Genomic DNA, 16,152 nt, shown 5'->3' on the forward strand with positions numbered 1-16,152 from the left:
ACGCCCCCCACTCCGTCGGCCGAGCCACCGCATCCCGCTTCCGTGTGCCCGGCCGACGGCCAGCCGTTCCGCCCTCCAGAGGGGGAGGCAGCGGAACGAAGCCTGTCGCCGGTGCGGTCCCACCGCCTCGGTCGAGAACCGCACCGGCGACAGTCGACAACGCCACGCCTCCCGTACGAAGGATGAGCAAGTGACCGTGACTCCTGCCGACCCCGACACCGACCAGTACGTCGTCGGGGTCGACTTCGGGACCCTCTCCGGACGCGCCGTGGTGGTCCGGGTCCGGGACGGCGAGGAGCTGGGCACCGCCGTCCACGACTACCCGCACGCCGTCATCGAGCGCGAACTGCCCGGCACCGGCGGGCCGCTCCCGCCCGACTGGGCGCTCCAGCACCCCGAGGACTGGCGCGAGGTGCTGCGCACCGCCGTCCCGGCCGCGCTCGCCGCCGCCGACGTCGACCCGGCCCACGTCATCGGCATCGCCACCGACTTCACCGCCTGCACCGTCCTGCCGGTGCTCACCGACGGCACCCCGCTGGCCGAGACGGACGCCTGGGCCGCCCACCCGCACGCCTGGCCCAAGCTCTGGAAGCACCACGCCGCGCAGCCCCAGGCGGACCGGATCAACGCGCTGGCGCACGCCTGCGGCGAGAAGTGGATCTCCCGGTACGGCGGCCGGATCTCCGCCGAGTGGCAGTACGCCAAGGCGCTCCAGGTGCTGGAGGAGGACCCGGCCGTCTACGCCGCCTGCGAGCGCTGGATCGAGGCCGCCGACTGGATCGTCTGGCAGCTCACCGGCACCGAGAGCCGCAACACCTGCACGGCCGGCTACAAGGGCATCCACCAGGACGGGAGTTACCCGAGCGAGGACTACCTCGCCCTGCTCCACCCGGAGTTCGCGGACTTCGCCCGCACCCGCCTGGAGCACCCGCTCTCCCCGCTCGGCTCCCGGGTCGGCTCGCTCACTGCCCGGGCGGCGGAGTGGACGGGCCTGCCGGAGGGCATCGCCGTCGCCGCCGGCAACGTCGACGCCCACGTGGCCGCACCCGCCGCCCGAGCCGTCGACAACGGCCAACTCCTCGCCATCATGGGCACCTCCACCTGCCACGTCGTCAACGGTGCCACCCTCGCCGACGTCCCCGGCATCTGCGGCGTGGTCGAGGACGGCATCGTCACCGGCTCCTACGGCTACGAGGCCGGCCAGAGCGCCGTCGGCGACATCTTCGCCTGGTGGCTGCGCCAGGGCGTCCCCGCCGACTACCTGGCCGAGGCCGAGGCGACCGGCGAGGACCTGCACCGGCTGCTCACCCGCAAGGCCGCCGCCCAACCCGTCGGCGCGCACGGCCTGGTGGCGCTCGACTGGATGAACGGCAACCGCTCCACCCTGGTCGACCACCACCTGTCCGGCGTCATCGTCGGACTCACCCTGGCCACCCGCCCCGAGGAGATCTACCGCGCCCTGCTGGAGGCCACCGCCTTCGGCACCCGCGTCATCGTCGAGGCCTTGGAGCGGGGCGGCGTCCCCGTCACCGAGTTCATCGTCACCGGCGGCCTCAAGAGGAACGCCCTGCTGATGCAGATCCACGCCGACGTGCTGCGCCGCCCGGTCTCGGTCGCCGAGTCCGAGCAGGGCCCGGCGCTGGGCTCGGCGATCCACGCCGCCGTCGCCGCCGGAGCCTACCCGGACGTACGGGCCGCGGCCGCCGCCATGGGCCGGGTGCACCGGGGCGCCTACCAGCCGGACCCGGCCGCCGCCGACACCTACGACCGGCTCTTCGCCGAATACCGGGCCCTGCACGACCACTTCGGCCTCGGCGCTGACAAACTCCTGCACCGCCTGCGCGACATCCGCAACGCCGCCCTCACCACCCTCACCACACCGAGCGAGGATCTGTGAACGCGACCATCGACCTCATCCGCCGCCAGGTCAGCGACCTCCACCGGGAGCTGGTCCGCTACCACCTGGTGGTCTGGACCGCCGGCAACGTCTCCACCCGCGTCCCCGGCGAGGACCTCATGGTGATCAAACCCAGCGGCGTCTCCTACGACGAGCTCGCGCCCGAGAACATGATCCTCTGCGACCTGGACGGCACGGTCGTCGAAGGCGAGCACGCACCCTCCTCCGACACCGCCGCGCACGCCTACGTCTACCGCCACCTGCCCGAGGTCGGCGGCGTGGTCCACACCCACTCCACCTACGCCTGCGCCTGGGCGGCCCGCGGCGAGGCCGTCCCCTGCGTGCTCACCGCGATGGCCGACGAGTTCGGCGCCGAGATCCCGGTCGGCCCGTTCGCCCTGATCGGCGACGACTCGATCGGCCGCGGCATCGTGGACACCCTCAAGGGCCACCGCTCGCCCGCCGTCCTGATGCAGAACCACGGTGTCTTCACCATCGGCAAGGACGCCACGTCAGCGGTCAAGGCCGCCGTGATGTGCGAGGACGTGGCCCGCACCGTCCACCTCTCCCGTCAGCTCGGCGAACCGCTGCCGATCGCCCAGGCGGACATCGACAGTCTCAACTTCCGCTACCAGAACGTCTACGGCCAGCCCCAGGCCCGGTGAGGAGCCACCCCATGACCAAGCCACTCGAAGGCCGCGAGGTCTGGTTCCTGACCGGCAGCCAAGGGCTCTACGGCGAGGAGACGCTGCGCCAGGTCGCGGAGCAGTCCCAGCGGATCGCCGAAACCCTGAACCGCGACCGCACCCTGCCGGTCGAGGTGGTCTGGAAGCCCGTCCTCACGGACGCGAGCGCCATCCGCCGGATCTGTCTGGAAGCCAACTCCGCGGACGAGTGCATCGGCCTGATCGCCTGGATGCACACCTTCTCCCCGGCCAAGATGTGGATCGCTGGCCTCGACGCCCTGCAGAAGCCGCTGCTCCACCTGCACACCCAGGCCAATGTCGAACTGCCCTGGCAGTCCATCGACATGGACTTCATGAACCTGAACCAGGCCGCCCACGGCGACCGCGAGTTCGGCTACATCCAGTCCCGCCTCGGCCTCGCGCGCAAGACCGTCGCCGGACACGTCGCCGACCCCACCGTGGCCGCCAGGATCGCCGCCTGGGCCCGCGCCGCCGCGGGCCGCGCCGAACTCCGCAGCCTCAAGCTCGCCCGCTTCGGCGACAACATGCGCGACGTCGCCGTCACCGAGGGCGACAAGGTCGAGGCCCAGCGCCGCTTCGGCGTCTCGGTCAACACCTACGGCGTCAACGACCTGGTCGCCGCCGTGGACGCGGCCGGCGAGGGCGAAGTCACCGCGCTCGCCGAGGAGTACGAGGACAGCTACCGCCTCGCGCCCGAACTGCGCGCCGGCGCGGAGCGCCACGACTCGCTGCGCTACGCGGCGCGCATCGAACTCGGCCTGCGCGGCTTCCTGGAACAGGGCGGCTTCAAGGCCTTCACCACCAACTTCGAGGACCTCGGCGGACTGCGCCAGCTGCCCGGCCTCGCCGTGCAGCGGCTGATGGCCGACGGCTACGGCTTCGGCGGCGAGGGCGACTGGAAGACCGCCACCCTGCTGCGCACCCTCAAGGTGACCGGCACCGGACTGCCCGGCGGCACCTCCTTCATGGAGGACTACACCTACCACCTGGAGTGCGGCAGTGAGCTGATCCTCGGTGCCCACATGCTGGAGGTCTGCCCGAGCATCGCCGCGCAGACCCCCTCGTGCGAGATCCACCCGCTGGCCATCGGCGGCCGGGAGGACCCGGTCCGCCTGGTCTTCGACGCCGAACCCGGCCCGGCCGTCGTCGTCGGACTCGCCGACCTCGGTGACCGCTTCCGGCTGGTCGCCAACGAGATCGACGTCGTCCCGTCCCCGGCGCCGCTGCCCAACCTGCCCGTCGCCCGTGCCGTCTGGAGGCCGCGACCGGACCTGCCGACCTCCGCCGAGGCCTGGCTGACCGCCGGAGGGCCGCACCACACCGTGCTCTCCGGTGCGGTCGGCACCGAGGAGCTGGACGACCTCGCCGAGATGCTCGGCGTGGAACTCCTGGTGATCGACGACGACACCACGATGCGCCGCTTCACCAAGGAACTGCGCTGGAACCAGGCCTACCACCGGCTGGCCCAGGGCTTCTGACCCCGATGAGCCCGTACCGACGACGCCCGCCCGCCCGGTGGGCGTCGCCCCGGCTTCCCGCACACCCGCCGAACGGAGAGCAGCCCGTGCCCAGAGACGTACTCGTCTCCCCCGGTGACCTGACGGTGGCCCAGGAGGCCGCCGGGGCCCTGCCGGACGGGCAGCGCATCACCCGCTGGACGTTCGGCTCCCGGGCCGGGGTCACAGCGGAGGTGCTCAGCCTGGGCGCCCGCCTCCAGGCCCTCAACGCGCCGGACCGGACCGGGCAGCGGGCCAATGTGGTCCTGGGCGGCGGCAGCGTCGAGGACCTGCTCGGCGAAGCGGCCTTCCTCGGCGCGACGGTCGGCCGCTACGCCAACCGGATCGCCGGCGGTGTGCTGCCCCTGGACGACCGGACGTACCAGCTGGCCACCCAACCCACCGGGCACACCCTGCACGGCGGCCCGGACGGCTTCGCCACCCGTGTCTGGGACGGCGTGCCGGTCCGGGCGGACCGGCAGGTCGGCGTCCGTTTCCGCCTCCGCAGCCCCGCCGGGGACCAGGGGTTCCCGGGGGCGGTCACCGCCGAGGTGACGTACCTGCTCGATGCCGACGGCGAACTCTCGATCACCTACCAGGCGGCCACGGACGCCCCGACGGTCGTCAACCTCACCAATCACGCGTACTTCAACCTGGCCGGCGAGGGCCGCGGAACGGTGCTCGACCACCTGCTGCGCGTCGAGGCCGCCGGGTACCTCCCGGTGGACGGGGAGCTGATCCCGCTCGGCCCGGTCGAGCCGGTCGCCGGCACCCCCTTCGACCTTCGCCGCGCCCGGCGGATCGGTGCCTGCGTCACCGGGGAACACCCCCAGATCCGGGCGGCCGGACGCGGGTTCGACCACACCTGGGTGCTCGACGGCTCCGGGCTGCGGCGGGCTGCCCTGCTGAGCCACCCGGCCAGCGGTCGGCACGTCGAGTGCCTGACCACGGAGCCGGGGCTCCAGGTCTACACCGGGAACCACTTCGACGGCACGCTGGCCGGTCGCTCCGGCCGCCGGTACACCGCTTACGCGGGCATCGCCCTGGAGACCCAGCACTTTCCGGACTCGCCCAACCGGCCCGACTACCCCTCCACCGTGCTGCGCCCGGGGGAGAGGTACCGGTCGCGGACGGTGTACCGCTTCTCGGCCGAGTAGCGGAGCGCCGGGCGGTGAGCGGGGGCGGTGAGCGGGGGCGGTGGGCCCGGCGGGGCCCACCGCCCTCCCGCGTCAGGAGGCCAGCGCCCCCGCCGACCCGGATCACGGTGAACCTCGCGTCGTCCATCAGGTCGAGGTCTTCCGTGAGCCGCTCGTAGGGCTGGTACTCGTGGTGGTAGGCGGCGCCGACAGCGCGCGAGGGGGCAGGGGGACCATGGGTGCGCCTCGGAACGGGTGGGAGCCCCGGCTGCCGGGCGCGACAGCCGGGGCGGAGGGGACGCGGGTCAGGAGGCGGTGCCGGTGACCGTGTTGCCGGACTTGGTCACGTGGTAGGTGACGGTGTCACCGGTCCAGAAGCGGAAGGTGAATGTCGCCGGGACGCCGTCCTTGAGGGACTTGACGTAGTCGGGCTTGAGGGTGGTGGTGTTGGCGCCGTAGTCGGCACGGAGGTTGTCGAACGACTGGTAGGTGGTCCAGGACGCGGGACCGGCGGCGGTGCCGTCGGCGTAGGTGGACTGCACGTTGGCCATCAGGGCGCCGTTGAACCGGGTGGGGATCGTGAGCCCGTCGGCGGTTCCGGTAGCGTCGGCCATCGCGGGCTTGTCGTACGAGCGCACGAAGAGCTTCCACGGGACGCCGTCGGAGTACCGGACCTCCAGGGTGGCGTTGACCCCGGCGGTCCGGTCGCCGGCGAGCCGGGTGAGGGCGTCGGCGGTCAGGGTCAGCTGGTCGCCGTTGACGGTGTAGTCGATGTACGGGACCAGCGGGCGGTCGCCCTGCCAGAGGCCGGTGAACCAGGAGCCGTTGCGGTTCAGGGTGATGGTCTGCGCCGCGATGGGGCCGGACTTCGGCAGGAAGACGTTGTCGGTGGAGGCGGTGCCCGAGCGGGTCCGCCAGGAGGTCTGGATCAGGTCCTTCATCTCGGGGACCATCCACTGCATGGTGCCGCGGTTCAGGAAGTCGTTGGCGGCGTCCCAGACGGCGGAGGTCATGCCGTTGCGCCGCGCCTCGTAGTTGACGTGCTCGAAGTACTTGAGCATCTCGCCGCGCTCGACCACGCCGGAGTAGGGCGAGGTGAGCAGGCCGTACTCGCCGAGGTAGACGGGGATGCCCTTGGCGACGAAGGTGTCGTGCACCCGGGCGAAGCCCTCGGTCAGGTCCGACTGGGCCTTCGCGTCGTAGGTCGGGCCGTTCGCGATGTTCACGCTGAACGGGTACCAGCTGTAGTAGTGCACGGTGGCGACCAGGTTGCGGTCGTGCAGCGAGGCCATCGTGGTGGAGAGGTCGTCGAGCCAGTGCTGGGCGTTGTTGGTCTCCTCGGAGGGCAGGACGAGCAGACGGTCCTTGTTCCTGCCACCGGTGTTGCGCACGATGTCGTGGAACGAGGTGTTGAGCTCGCGCAGGTACTGGGTCTTCTGGGCGTCGGTCGCGTCGGAGAACTGCGGTTCGTTGATGCTCTCCATGAGCAGGCTGCGCGGTTCGTCCTTGAAGGCGGTGGCGATCTGCTGCCAGGTGGAGTTGAACCGGGCCACGACGTTGTCGTGGTCGGTGGACATGGCGGCGATCCACTTCCACGAGTCGTGGTGGACGTTGATCTCGACGTAGAGGCCGTCCTCCAGGGCCCAGTCGACGACCTGCTTGACCCGCTTCATCCACACCGGGTCGATGGTGTAGGGGGCGGTGTCGGACTGGTGCGGGTACCAGGTGACGGGGATCCGGACACTGCGGAAGCCCTGGGCCTTGAGGCCGTCGAAGGTGGCCTTGGTGGTGAGCGGGTTGCCCCAGGAGGTCTCGTCGGGGATGGCGTCCAGGGTGTTGCCGAGGTTCCAGCTGGGCTGCATCCGGGCCACGGCGGCCATCGGGTCCTGCGGGACCCGGACGCCGGCGGCCTCGGCCGCCGGCGGGGCCTTCTCGGCGGGGGCGGCGACGGCGGTGCCGGCGCAGAGGGCGCCGGTGGTGGCCAGGGCCACCACGAGGCCGGCGGTGCGCCGGAGCCGGCGGGCGAGCGGTCGGGCGGTGTGTCGTGCGGTGTTCACGGGTCGTCCCTTCGGGTGAACGGGGTGGGGGAGCCCCTGACGGGTGGTCAGGGAAACGGGAGGGGCTCGTAGTCGAACCAGTCGAAGTGGACGGTGCCTTCGGCGGCGTACATGCCGATGACCCGGCCGGTGAAGCCGCCGGCCACTTCGGTGGAGAGGTAGCGGCCGTCGAGGCACGCGAGCTCGGTGAAGGTTCCGTCCGGCTCCTCGATGCCGAGGACGATGTCGTCGGGGCCGGTGCGCGGGCCTCGCGTCTGGCGCGGGACGACGTCGACACCGAGCACCACGGCTCCGGCGGGCACCGCACGGGAGGCGACCTCGGTGCGCAGCGAGCCGATCCGGGCGAGGACCTTCACCTCACCGTCGGCCGCCTCGATCTCGTAGTGGTGGTCCTCGTCCATGCGGACGGCGAGGCCGCCGCGTCCCTCGGTGGGATCGATCAGCGTGCGGGCGCGGCAGCCGAGGTGCTGCTGGCGCCGCCCGACGAACACCACGTCGTTCTCGTCGAGGGAGGCGCCGGCGGCGCGCAGGGTGAGCCAGCCGGACCGTTCCTTCGTGGTGCACAGCTGCTCGGTGCGCCGGCGTACGGAGATCCACTGGGGGTGCAGCTCGGCCTGGTCGAAGTCGTCCCGGGCCGGGACGGTGGGCATCGGGTGCAACGGCCAGGCCGGGGTGGGCAGTTCGGGGGTGACCCGGCCGACCACCGGCCAGCCGTCCATCCATTCGACGGGGGCGAGGAAGGTCTCCCGGCCGAGCACGTACCAGGCGGGGGTGCCGCCGCGCGGCCGGACGGCGAGCAGCACCATCCACCAGGAGCCGTCGGGAGCCTGGACGAGGTCGGCGTGCCCGGTGTTCTGGACGGGGCTGTCGATGCCGCGGTGGGTCAGTACCGGGTTGGTCGGGCAGGGCTCGAACGGGCCGGAGGGCGAGGTGCCTCGGGCGATGGAGACGGCGTGGCCGCGCTCGGTGCCGCCCTCGGCGATCATCAGGTACCAGTACGCGCCGATCCGGTACAGATGCGGGGCTTCGGGGGCCGCAGCGCCGGGGGCGCCGGACCAGATCCGCTGCGGCTCGCCGAGGGTCTCGCCGGTGGCCGGGTCGAGGCGGACCTGGGAGACGCCGGCGACGGTGCAGAAGCAGGTGCCGTCCTCGTCCCAGGCGAGGTCCGGGTCGATGCCGTGGACGCCGGGCAGCCGGACCGGGTCGGACCAGGGGCCGGCCGGGTCGGTCGCGGTGAAGAGCAGGTTCCCGTCCCCGCTGACATTGGTGACGATCAGCCAGAAGCGGCCGTCGTGGTGGCGCAGCGTCGGGGCGTAGATCCCGCCGGAGGACGGCGACTCCAGTGGCAGGTTCAGCTGGCTCGGCCGGTCCAGGGCGTTGCCGATCCGCGCCCAGTTCACCAGGTCGCGGCTGTGGAAGACCGGGATGCCGGGGAAGTACTCGAAGCTGGAGCAGGCGAGGTAGTAGTCGTCGCCCACGCGGCAGACGCTGGGGTCGGGGTGGAAGCCGGGGATCACCGGGTTGGGGACGGTGCCGGCGGGCTCGGGCTGGACTGACACGTGGTCGGTTCCTCTCGGGTCTTCATGGGTCGGGGGTGGCGCCCCGGGCCCCGGGGAGCCAGGGGCACCACCGGTTCGGCGGTTCAGCCGATCGCGCAGGAGGCGCCGTTGAACCGGAAGGCGGAGGGGTTGGCGTCACTGCTGGACCAGGTGGCCCTGAAGCCCCACTGGACGCTGCCGCCCTGCGGGACGGAGGCGTTGTAGGACACGTTCTGGGCGGTGACGTTCGGGCCGCTCTGCGAGGCCGAGGCGTTCCAGGTGTTGGTGATGCCGGCGTCACCGGGGAAGGTGAAGCCGAGGGACCAGCCGTTGACCTGGCCGAGGCCGTTGTTGACGACGGTCAGGTTGGCGACGGTGACGCCCGACCACTGGCTCTTGGCGTAGACGACCCGGCAGGGCGCGTCGGTCGGGTGCATCTGGACGACCGTGATGCCGTAGGCGGGCACGGTCTGGGTGGTCGGGCTGCTGGACTGGGCGGTGCCGATCCCGTGGGCGTTCTTGAGGTAGGAGTGGACGGTCGGGGCGGCGGAGGAGGGGGTGAACCCGCTGTACGAGAGGTTCACCGTGGCGTCGTTGTTCGGGTCCTTGTTGATCAGCATGACGTCCACGTCGCCGTCGGCGCGGCGGACGGCGTGCGCGGAGAGCAGCGCGGACGAGCTGGCGGCCTTGACCAGGGTGTCCCCGGGTGCGCCCAGCCTGGAGATCATCTGGGTGCCGTAGTAGGCGGGGAAGGGCGTGTTGACGGCCGGCTCGCAGGGGGAGCCGCTGGAGACCATGCCGCCGTCGTTGTAGTCGGTGGCGCCCTCGACGGTGGTCACCTTCGTGCAGTCGGTGCCGTTGCGCAGGTCCCACCAGTCGACGTTGAACGCGCCGTTCTCCAGCCAGGTGAGGTAGTTGTCCGGGGCGAACAGTCCGTTCGGGGAGGTGTCCAGGTAGGCCTGGGCGTTCGCCTCGGTCACCGCGATGCCGACGTTGGGGGCGTTGGATCCGGCGTACTGGTTGATCAGCGAGCGCACGGCGCCGGCGATGTTCGGGTTCTGGGCCTGCGGCTTGGTGAGCAGGTCGGCCGGGCTGGTGCTGGTGGGGTAGGCGTGCACGATGGCGAAGTCGATCTTCGAGCCGGCGATCGACAGGACCGTGTGGTTCCAGTCCATGGTGTCGCCCGGGCCGACGATGCCGTCCGGCCAGTAGCCGGGGGTGGTCAGCACGGCGCCGATCTTGACGCTCGGGTCGGCCGCCTTCATCGCCGAGATGTACTGCACCAGGTTGTTCGCGTAGGTCGTTGCGCTCTTGCTGGTGTGGGTGTCGTACTCCCAGTTGGCGCCGTACTCGCCGTTGCCGTAGACCTCGTTGCCGATCTCCCAGTACTTGACGCCGTAGCCCTTGGTGACGTTGGCGTACTGGACCCAGGCGGCGGCCTCCTGCGGGGTGCCGGAGCCGTAGTTGGCGGTGATGATCGGCTGTGCCCCGGCGGCTCGCACGGTGCTCATGAAGGCGTCGAAGCCGGTGTTCGGGGCGACGTAGGCACCGCCCTCGGCGGTGCCGGTCTGCCAGTGGTAGACGTCGGAGTGGCTGCCGCCGGGGTAGCGGACGGTGTTGATGCCGGCCGTACTGAGCAGGCCCGGGGTGGTGGCGGCGTTCATGCCGGCGTCGTAGACCGGGATGTTCACGCCGACGCCGGTGGCGGGGACGGTGGCGAGCTGCAGGGCGGCGTCGACGGACACCGACACGGAGTTCGCGGCGGCGGCGGGCGGTGCGACGGCGGCGATCGCGCCGGTGACCGCGAGCGCCAGGGCCGCCGCGACAGCTATGGCGCGTTCACGACAAGACTGGACGGGTGACTTCACTGCGTCCCTCCAGGGGTGGGGGTGCGTGGTGTTCGGGTGGGGGATCGAACTCCCGCGTTCTGGACGGTGGGGGCCGGAGCGGCTGCTCGGGATCTGGCCCGGACGCTGAGCGTGTTCCGTACGGATGCGGGCCGGCGCGGTGGGGCGCGCGCGGTCGCCTGACGCATCGTCAACTCCTCTCGGCGGACATCCTGGTGAGGCGCAGCAGGACGGCGGACGGGGCCGCCGGCAGGGCCAGGGTGAGTTCGGCGGTGCAGGGGTGCCAGGTGGCGCAGGCCTGGCTGGACGACGGGTAGAGCACCTCGACGCGGACCTCGGCGCCGGCCAGGTGGGGCAGGTCGAGATCCCTGACGGTCTCCTCGCCGGAGCGGCGCCAGGCGGTGACGTAGGTGGTGGCCGGGGTGTGCAGTGCCAGGGCGATCCACGGGTCCTCCCAGCCCGGGAGACCGAGCGGCCAGCCGGGCAGTGCCTTCGGCAGGTCGGCGCGGATCGACTTGTGGACGGCTACCGCCTCGTGCACCAAGTCCCGTGCCGCCGGGGAGAGATCGGTGATCCGGCCGGAGAGGTGGATGCGGCCGAGGAGCGCGTTGGCCATGGTGAGGGCGACCTCGTCGAGGGAGTCCTCGGGCAAGGGGTACGACCAGACCGCGCCCTGCTCGGGCGTGACGGCGGTGGGGGCCGCAGCCGCGATGGGTGCGTAGCGCAGCAGGTCCTGCTGGTCACTGGTGGACTGTAGCTGGAGCCGGGAGAGCAGGGCGTGGTCCATCCGCATGCCGCCGGAGGCGCAGTTCTCGATCACCAGGTCCGGGTGCCGGTCCAGGATGCCGTCCAGCCAGGCGAGTTGGGCCCGGTTGTGGCCGAGCAGGCCGGCCGCCGGGGCCTCGGCCGGGTGGCTGCTGGTGCCGGAGCCCGGGTCGGTGTTGTGGTCGAGCTTGAGGTAGCCGACGCCCCACTCCCCGACCAGGCGGTCCACCACGGCGTCCAGGTGGGCCCGGGCGGCCGGGTGGCGCAGGTCCAGGTGGTAGCGGCCGCCGCCCTCCTCCACACGGTGTCCGTCGCGCCGGAAGAACGCCTCCTCCGGAAGGGAGCCGGCCACCGGGCTGTTCACCCCGACCGCCTCCGGCTCCAGCCACAGGCCCGGGACCATGCCCCGCTCCCGGATGCGGTCCAGGACCTCGTGGATCCCCTTCGGCCCCGGGAACCGGGAGGCCGACGGCTCCCAGGCGCCGACGGAGCTCCACCAGTTGTCGTCGTCGTCGTACCAGCCGGCGTCGATGACGAAGTACTCCGCGCCGGCCTCGGCGGCGGCGTCCACCAGCGGCAGCAGCTTGGCCGTGGTCGGGTCGCCCATCAGGCAGTTCATGTAGTCGTTGAAGATGACCGGCAGCCGGCGGTGGTCGGGGTGCGGCCGGCGGGTGGCGCGGCGGTAGCGGGTGAGGGCGGCGAAGGCGGCGTCCGAGCCGCCGTCCGCGGCCAGGGCGAGCGCCACGGGCACGGTCCGGAACTCGGCGCCCGGCTCCAGCGGGTGGCGCCAGCCGTGGTCCGCGTCGTCGGGGCCGTACAGCGCCGCGTACGCGGTGTCGTCGCGAACACCGCACTCCCAGCGCCAGCCACCGCCGTTGTGCTCGATCTGCCACAGCCAGGTGCGGCCCGACGTGCGGTCCGTCAGACCGCCCATCGGCAGCTGGCCGCAGCTGGACCACGCGCCCTGACCGGCCGCGACGCGGGTGCTGCGGCCGGAGGTGGTGTGGACGCGGCCGCTGCGCTCGGGCGAGGACACCCTCAGCGGCTGGCGGTGCCAGCGGCACTCGGCGAACCACTCGTTCTCCGCCCACAGCAGGTCGGCGGTGTCCAGCGCCGCCGGGTCGCCCCCGGTGAGGCAGCCCGCCACGAGTGAGGAGACCGACTCCAGGTGCAGCGTGCGCGGCCCGTCGTTGCGCAGCAGCACCTCGCTGCGCAAGACCGGCAGGCCGTCCGGGGAGCGGTAGACGGCCTCGGCGGTCAGGCCGGTCTCCGGGTCGTGGAGTTCGACGGTGAGCACGTGCCAGTCGCCGTCCCGGGTCGCGTGGTGGGAGCGGTGGCGCAGCCGTCCGCCGAGGGCGCTGTTGACGAGGTGCCGGCCCGACCAGTAGCGGCCGAGGGCGGCGGTGGTCACCTCCACCAGCGGCAGCGGTGCTCCTGGGCGCGGGGCGGCGGTCTTCTCGCCGGGCGCGCCGAGGCGGACCAGGCGGGGCGGGCCCTGCTCGTCCAGGGCGATCTCCAGGTCCAGGGCATGGTGGCCCCAGCGGATCGTCTCGTGCGGGTCGCTCATGGTGCCTTCCTCGGTCCGGGGGACATGAGGTGCGGTCAGTGCGCGCGCAGCACCGCGCAGCCGCCGGGCGGCAGTCGGTGCACGGGCCCGTCCGTGAGCAGGTCATGGCCCGCCTGCGGCAGCGGGACGAGGTCGGCACCGTGGTTGATCAACACGTGCCAGCTGCGGCCGTCCGGAGCGTGCCGGGTGACGGCCTCGACGCCGGGCGGCAGCCCCGGCAGCTCCGGGACGGCACCGGCTTCGGAGAGCAGTCGGCCGACGAGGGCGGCGTAGCCGGTGTCGTCGAGCCGGGTGGAGAGGTACCAGCCGTGGCCGGAGCCGAAGGCGTGGCGGGTGAGCGCCGGACTGCCGTCGAGCATGCCGTCGGTGTAGGCGGCGACTGCCTCGGCGCCCTCGGTGCGCAGGGACTCGGTCCAGGACGTGGCCGTCGAGCCGTCGGAGAGCGTCAGTTCCTCGCCCTGCCGCAGCGGACGGTACTCCTCGACCCGGATGCCGAGCGCCTCGCGCAGCGGTGCGGCGGGGTAGCCGCCGAGCCGGGAGTGGAGGCGCTCGTCGACCATGCCGCTGAAGTGCTGGACGAGCAGGGTGCCGCCGGCGGCGACGTAGCGGCGCAGGTTGTGAGCGTTCACATCGGACAGCAGGAAAAGGGCCGGGGCGATGACCAGCCGGTAGTGGCCGAGGTCGTGCCCGGGGTGGGCGAAGTCGACCGTCCGGCCGGCGTCCCACAGTGCCCGGTGGGCGCGGCGCAGCGCGGCGAAGTAGTCGAGTTCGGACGAGGGGAGGCCGTCGACCGTCAGCGCCCACCAGGCGTCGGAGTCGTGCAGCACGGCGACCTCGGTCCGGACGGCGGAGCCGGCGAGTTCGCCGAGCCGGGCGACGGCCTCGCCGACCGCGGTGACTTCGCGGAAGGTGCGGCTGTCCGGCCCGGCGTGCGGGACCATCGCCGAGTGCCACTGTTCGGCGCCGGCCCGGGACTGGCGCCACTGGAAGAACAGGGCCCCCTCCGAGCCGCGGGCGATGTGGGCGAGCGAGTGGCGCAGGACGTCCCCCGGGTCCTTGGCCAGGACCCGGCCGTCGGCGTAGACGGTGTTGGTGCCCTGTTCCATCAGCAGCCAGGGGGCGCCGCCGGCGAACGAGCGGGCCCGGTCGGCGTCGAAGGCGGCGTGGGCGGCGGCGTCGACGCCGGGGGCGCTGGGGTAGTGGTTGACGGAGACCACGTCGACCTCGCGGCCGAAGGCCCACAGGTCGAGGTTCTGGTAGCCGGGCAGCATGAGGTTGGTCGTGACCGGGCGGTCGCTGTGGGCGCGGATCGCGTCGCGCTGCTCCCGGTAGGCGGCGAGGGTCTCGTCGGACCAGAAGCGGCTGAAGTCCAGCGCCTGGCCGGGGTTGCGGTGCCACTGGCTGGCACGGGGCGGCAGGACCTGCTCCCACGCGGTGTAGCGCTGGCTCCAGAAGGCCGTCCCCCAGGCCTCGTTGAGGGCGTCGAGCGAGCCGTGGCGGGCGCGCAGCCAGACCCGGAAGGCGGCGGCGGTGTGGTCGCAGTGGCAGCGGGTCGCGTACTCGTTGTGGACGTGCCACAGGGCGAGCGCCGGGTGGTCGCCGTAGCGTTCGGCGAGGGCGGCGGCGATGCGGCGCGCGGCCCGGCGGTAGGCGGGGGAGGCGAGGCAGTAGGTGTCCCGGCTGCCGTGGGTGAGCCTGGTGGCGTCGGGGCGGACCGGCAGGGCGTCCGGGTGGGCCAGGGTGAACCAGGGCGGCGGGGAGGCGGTGGGGGTGGCGAGGTCGACGGCGACGCCGGCCGTGTGCAGCCGGTCGAGGTGGGCGTCGAGCCAGTCGAAGTCGTAACGCCCCTCCTCGGGTTCCATCAGAGCCCAGGAGAAGACGCCGACGGTGGCGAGGTTGATCCGGGCCCGGCGCATCAACTCGTCGTCCTGCTTCCACACCTCGGCGTCCCACTGCTCGGGGCTGTAGTCCCCGCCGTAGGCGAGGCCGCCGAGGCGGTCGGTGAGCCGGCGGATGTCCATCTGGGAACCGTCCTTCTCGTCGTGGTGTCAACTGCGGGGCGGGGCCGGGGCGGTGCTTTCACGGACCACCAGTTCCGGTGGCATCAGGAGGAGTCGGTCCTCCGGCCGGGTGCCCGCGGCAGCCGCGGCGATCCTCGCCATGACCTGCTCGACGGCGACCTGCCCGAGGTCCTTCTTCGGACTGGTCACGGAGGTGAGCCGGGGTGAGTGCTGCTCGGCCATCGGGTCGGGGCAGATGGCGATGACGGAGGCGTCCTCCGGCACGGTCCGCCCGCTGGCGCGCAGGAGGCTGAGTAGCGGGCCGATCGCCGACTCGTTCTGCACCACGAACCCGGTGGTGTCCGGGCGGTCCGCGAGGATCCGGGCCAGGGTGCCGGCGGTGCTCTCGTAGGTGCCCGCGCAGGGCCGGTGGAGGAAGCGCAGGTTCCGCCGCTCGGCGCGGGCGCGGAAGCCGTGGAGGGTACGTTCGGCGTATCCGGCGTGGCGCCGGTAGACGCCGCTGCTGTAGCCGATGAAGGCGATGTCGCGGTGGCCGAGGTCGGCCAGGTGGTCGGCGCACAGGGCGCCCGCGGTGGCGAAGTCGTGGTCGACGCAGGAGAGTCCGGCGGGGTCGTCGGGCAGGCCGATGAGCGCGGCCGGGATCTCCTCGGCGCGCAGGACCGGGATGCGCTCGTCGTCCAGCCGGACGTCCATCAGGATGACGCCGTCGGCGAGGCCGGTGGCGGCGACCCGGCGGACGCCTTCGGGCCCTTCGTCGTTGGTGAGCAGCAGGACGTCGTAGCCGTGCTCACGGGCCGCCACGGTGACGGCGATGGCGATCTCCATCATGGTGGGGACGTGTACCTCGGGGTGGAGCGGCACCACCAGGGCGATGATGTGGGAGCGTTTGCCGGCGAGGGCGCGGGCACCCGCGTTGGGGTGGTAGCCGAGGTCGGTGATGGCCTGCTCGATGCGGGTCCTGGTCCCGTCGGAGATCGGGCGCTTGCCGCTGAGGGCGTAGCTGACCGTGCTGGACGAGACGCCGGCGTGCCTGGCCACATCGGCGAGTGTCACCATCGTTCTGCTTCCTTCGTGTCGGTTCCGGTCGGGAGCGTCCCGGTCGTGTGAGGGGCGGGCCCGCG

At 72.5% G+C, this 16,152-nt stretch carries 10 protein-coding genes; 4 read left to right on the forward strand and 6 right to left on the reverse strand.

Annotated features, from left to right (window positions below):
• Positions 1-190: 190 nt before the first annotated feature.
• The 4 genes from BG452_RS31140 (at position 191) to BG452_RS31155 (ending at position 5,257) form a co-directional block, all read left to right on the forward strand.
• Positions 191-1,897 (forward strand): ribulokinase, encoded by a 1,707-nt coding sequence (locus BG452_RS31140; protein WP_188307702.1) that lies wholly within the window; start codon positions 191-193, stop codon positions 1,895-1,897.
• Positions 1,894-2,562 (forward strand): L-ribulose-5-phosphate 4-epimerase, encoded by a 669-nt coding sequence (locus tag BG452_RS31145; RefSeq protein ID WP_188307703.1) that lies wholly within the window; start codon positions 1,894-1,896, stop codon positions 2,560-2,562. Before BG452_RS31140 ends, BG452_RS31145 begins: the two co-directional genes overlap by 4 nt.
• An 11-nt stretch (positions 2,563-2,573) precedes the next feature.
• Positions 2,574-4,082 (forward strand): L-arabinose isomerase, encoded by a 1,509-nt coding sequence (gene araA / locus BG452_RS31150; RefSeq protein ID WP_188307704.1) that lies wholly within the window; start codon positions 2,574-2,576, stop codon positions 4,080-4,082.
• A gap of 86 nt (positions 4,083-4,168) precedes the next feature.
• The gene (locus tag BG452_RS31155) at positions 4,169-5,257 is read left to right on the forward strand and encodes an aldose epimerase family protein (protein ID WP_317621305.1); all 1,089 of its coding nucleotides are present in this window, start codon (positions 4,169-4,171) and stop codon (positions 5,255-5,257) included.
• Positions 5,258-5,541: 284 nt separating this feature from the next.
• On the opposite strand, the gene BG452_RS31160 is transcribed toward BG452_RS31155, so the two are convergent.
• The 6 genes from BG452_RS31160 to BG452_RS31185 all read right to left on the reverse strand — a co-directional run bounded on the left by BG452_RS31160 (position 5,542) and on the right by BG452_RS31185 (position 16,087).
• Positions 5,542-7,293 carry a cellulase family glycosylhydrolase gene (locus BG452_RS31160; RefSeq protein WP_317621306.1) on the reverse strand — a complete coding sequence of 584 codons (1,752 nt, stop codon included), beginning with the start codon at positions 7,291-7,293 and terminating at the stop codon, positions 5,542-5,544.
• A 47-nt stretch (positions 7,294-7,340) separates the two neighbouring features.
• A complete protein-coding gene (locus tag BG452_RS31165; protein WP_188307706.1) occupies positions 7,341-8,852 on the reverse strand; it encodes a glycoside hydrolase family 43 protein in 1,512 nt (503 codons plus the stop codon).
• Positions 8,853-8,935: 83 nt separating this feature from the next.
• A complete protein-coding gene (locus BG452_RS31170; protein WP_188307707.1) occupies positions 8,936-10,699 on the reverse strand; it encodes a cellulose binding domain-containing protein in 1,764 nt (587 codons plus the stop codon).
• Between the two features lie 169 nt (positions 10,700-10,868).
• Positions 10,869-13,010: an alpha-galactosidase gene (locus tag BG452_RS31175; protein WP_188307708.1), complete on the reverse strand. Its 2,142-nt coding sequence runs from the start codon at positions 13,008-13,010 to the stop codon at positions 10,869-10,871.
• 35 nt (positions 13,011-13,045) lie between these two features.
• Positions 13,046-15,031, reverse strand: a complete 1,986-nt coding sequence (locus BG452_RS31180) for a beta-galactosidase (protein ID WP_188307709.1) — start codon at positions 15,029-15,031, stop codon at positions 13,046-13,048.
• A 27-nt stretch (positions 15,032-15,058) separates the two neighbouring features.
• Complete coding sequence (locus BG452_RS31185) at positions 15,059-16,087, reverse strand: LacI family DNA-binding transcriptional regulator (protein ID WP_188307710.1); 1,029 nt, start codon at positions 16,085-16,087, stop codon at positions 15,059-15,061.
• Positions 16,088-16,152 lie beyond the last annotated feature (65 nt).

It is taken from the genome of Streptomyces sp. CBMA123 (assembly GCF_014596465.1).
In the GTDB taxonomy this organism is placed as follows: Bacteria; Actinomycetota; Actinomycetes; order Streptomycetales; family Streptomycetaceae; genus Kitasatospora.

What these genes read in the sequence shown, in the direction of transcription:
- BG452_RS31185 (WP_188307710.1), bottom strand. Translation starts at nt 16,087, where the DNA reads ATGGTGACACTCGCCGATGTGGCCAGGCACGCCGGCGTCTCGTCCAGC.
- BG452_RS31175 (WP_188307708.1), bottom strand. Translation starts at nt 13,010, where the DNA reads ATGAGCGACCCGCACGAGACGATCCGCTGGGGCCACCATGCCCTGGAC.
- BG452_RS31180 (WP_188307709.1), bottom strand. Translation starts at nt 15,031, where the DNA reads ATGGACATCCGCCGGCTCACCGACCGCCTCGGCGGCCTCGCCTACGGC.
- araA (WP_188307704.1), top strand. Translation starts at nt 2,574, where the DNA reads ATGACCAAGCCACTCGAAGGCCGCGAGGTCTGGTTCCTGACCGGCAGC.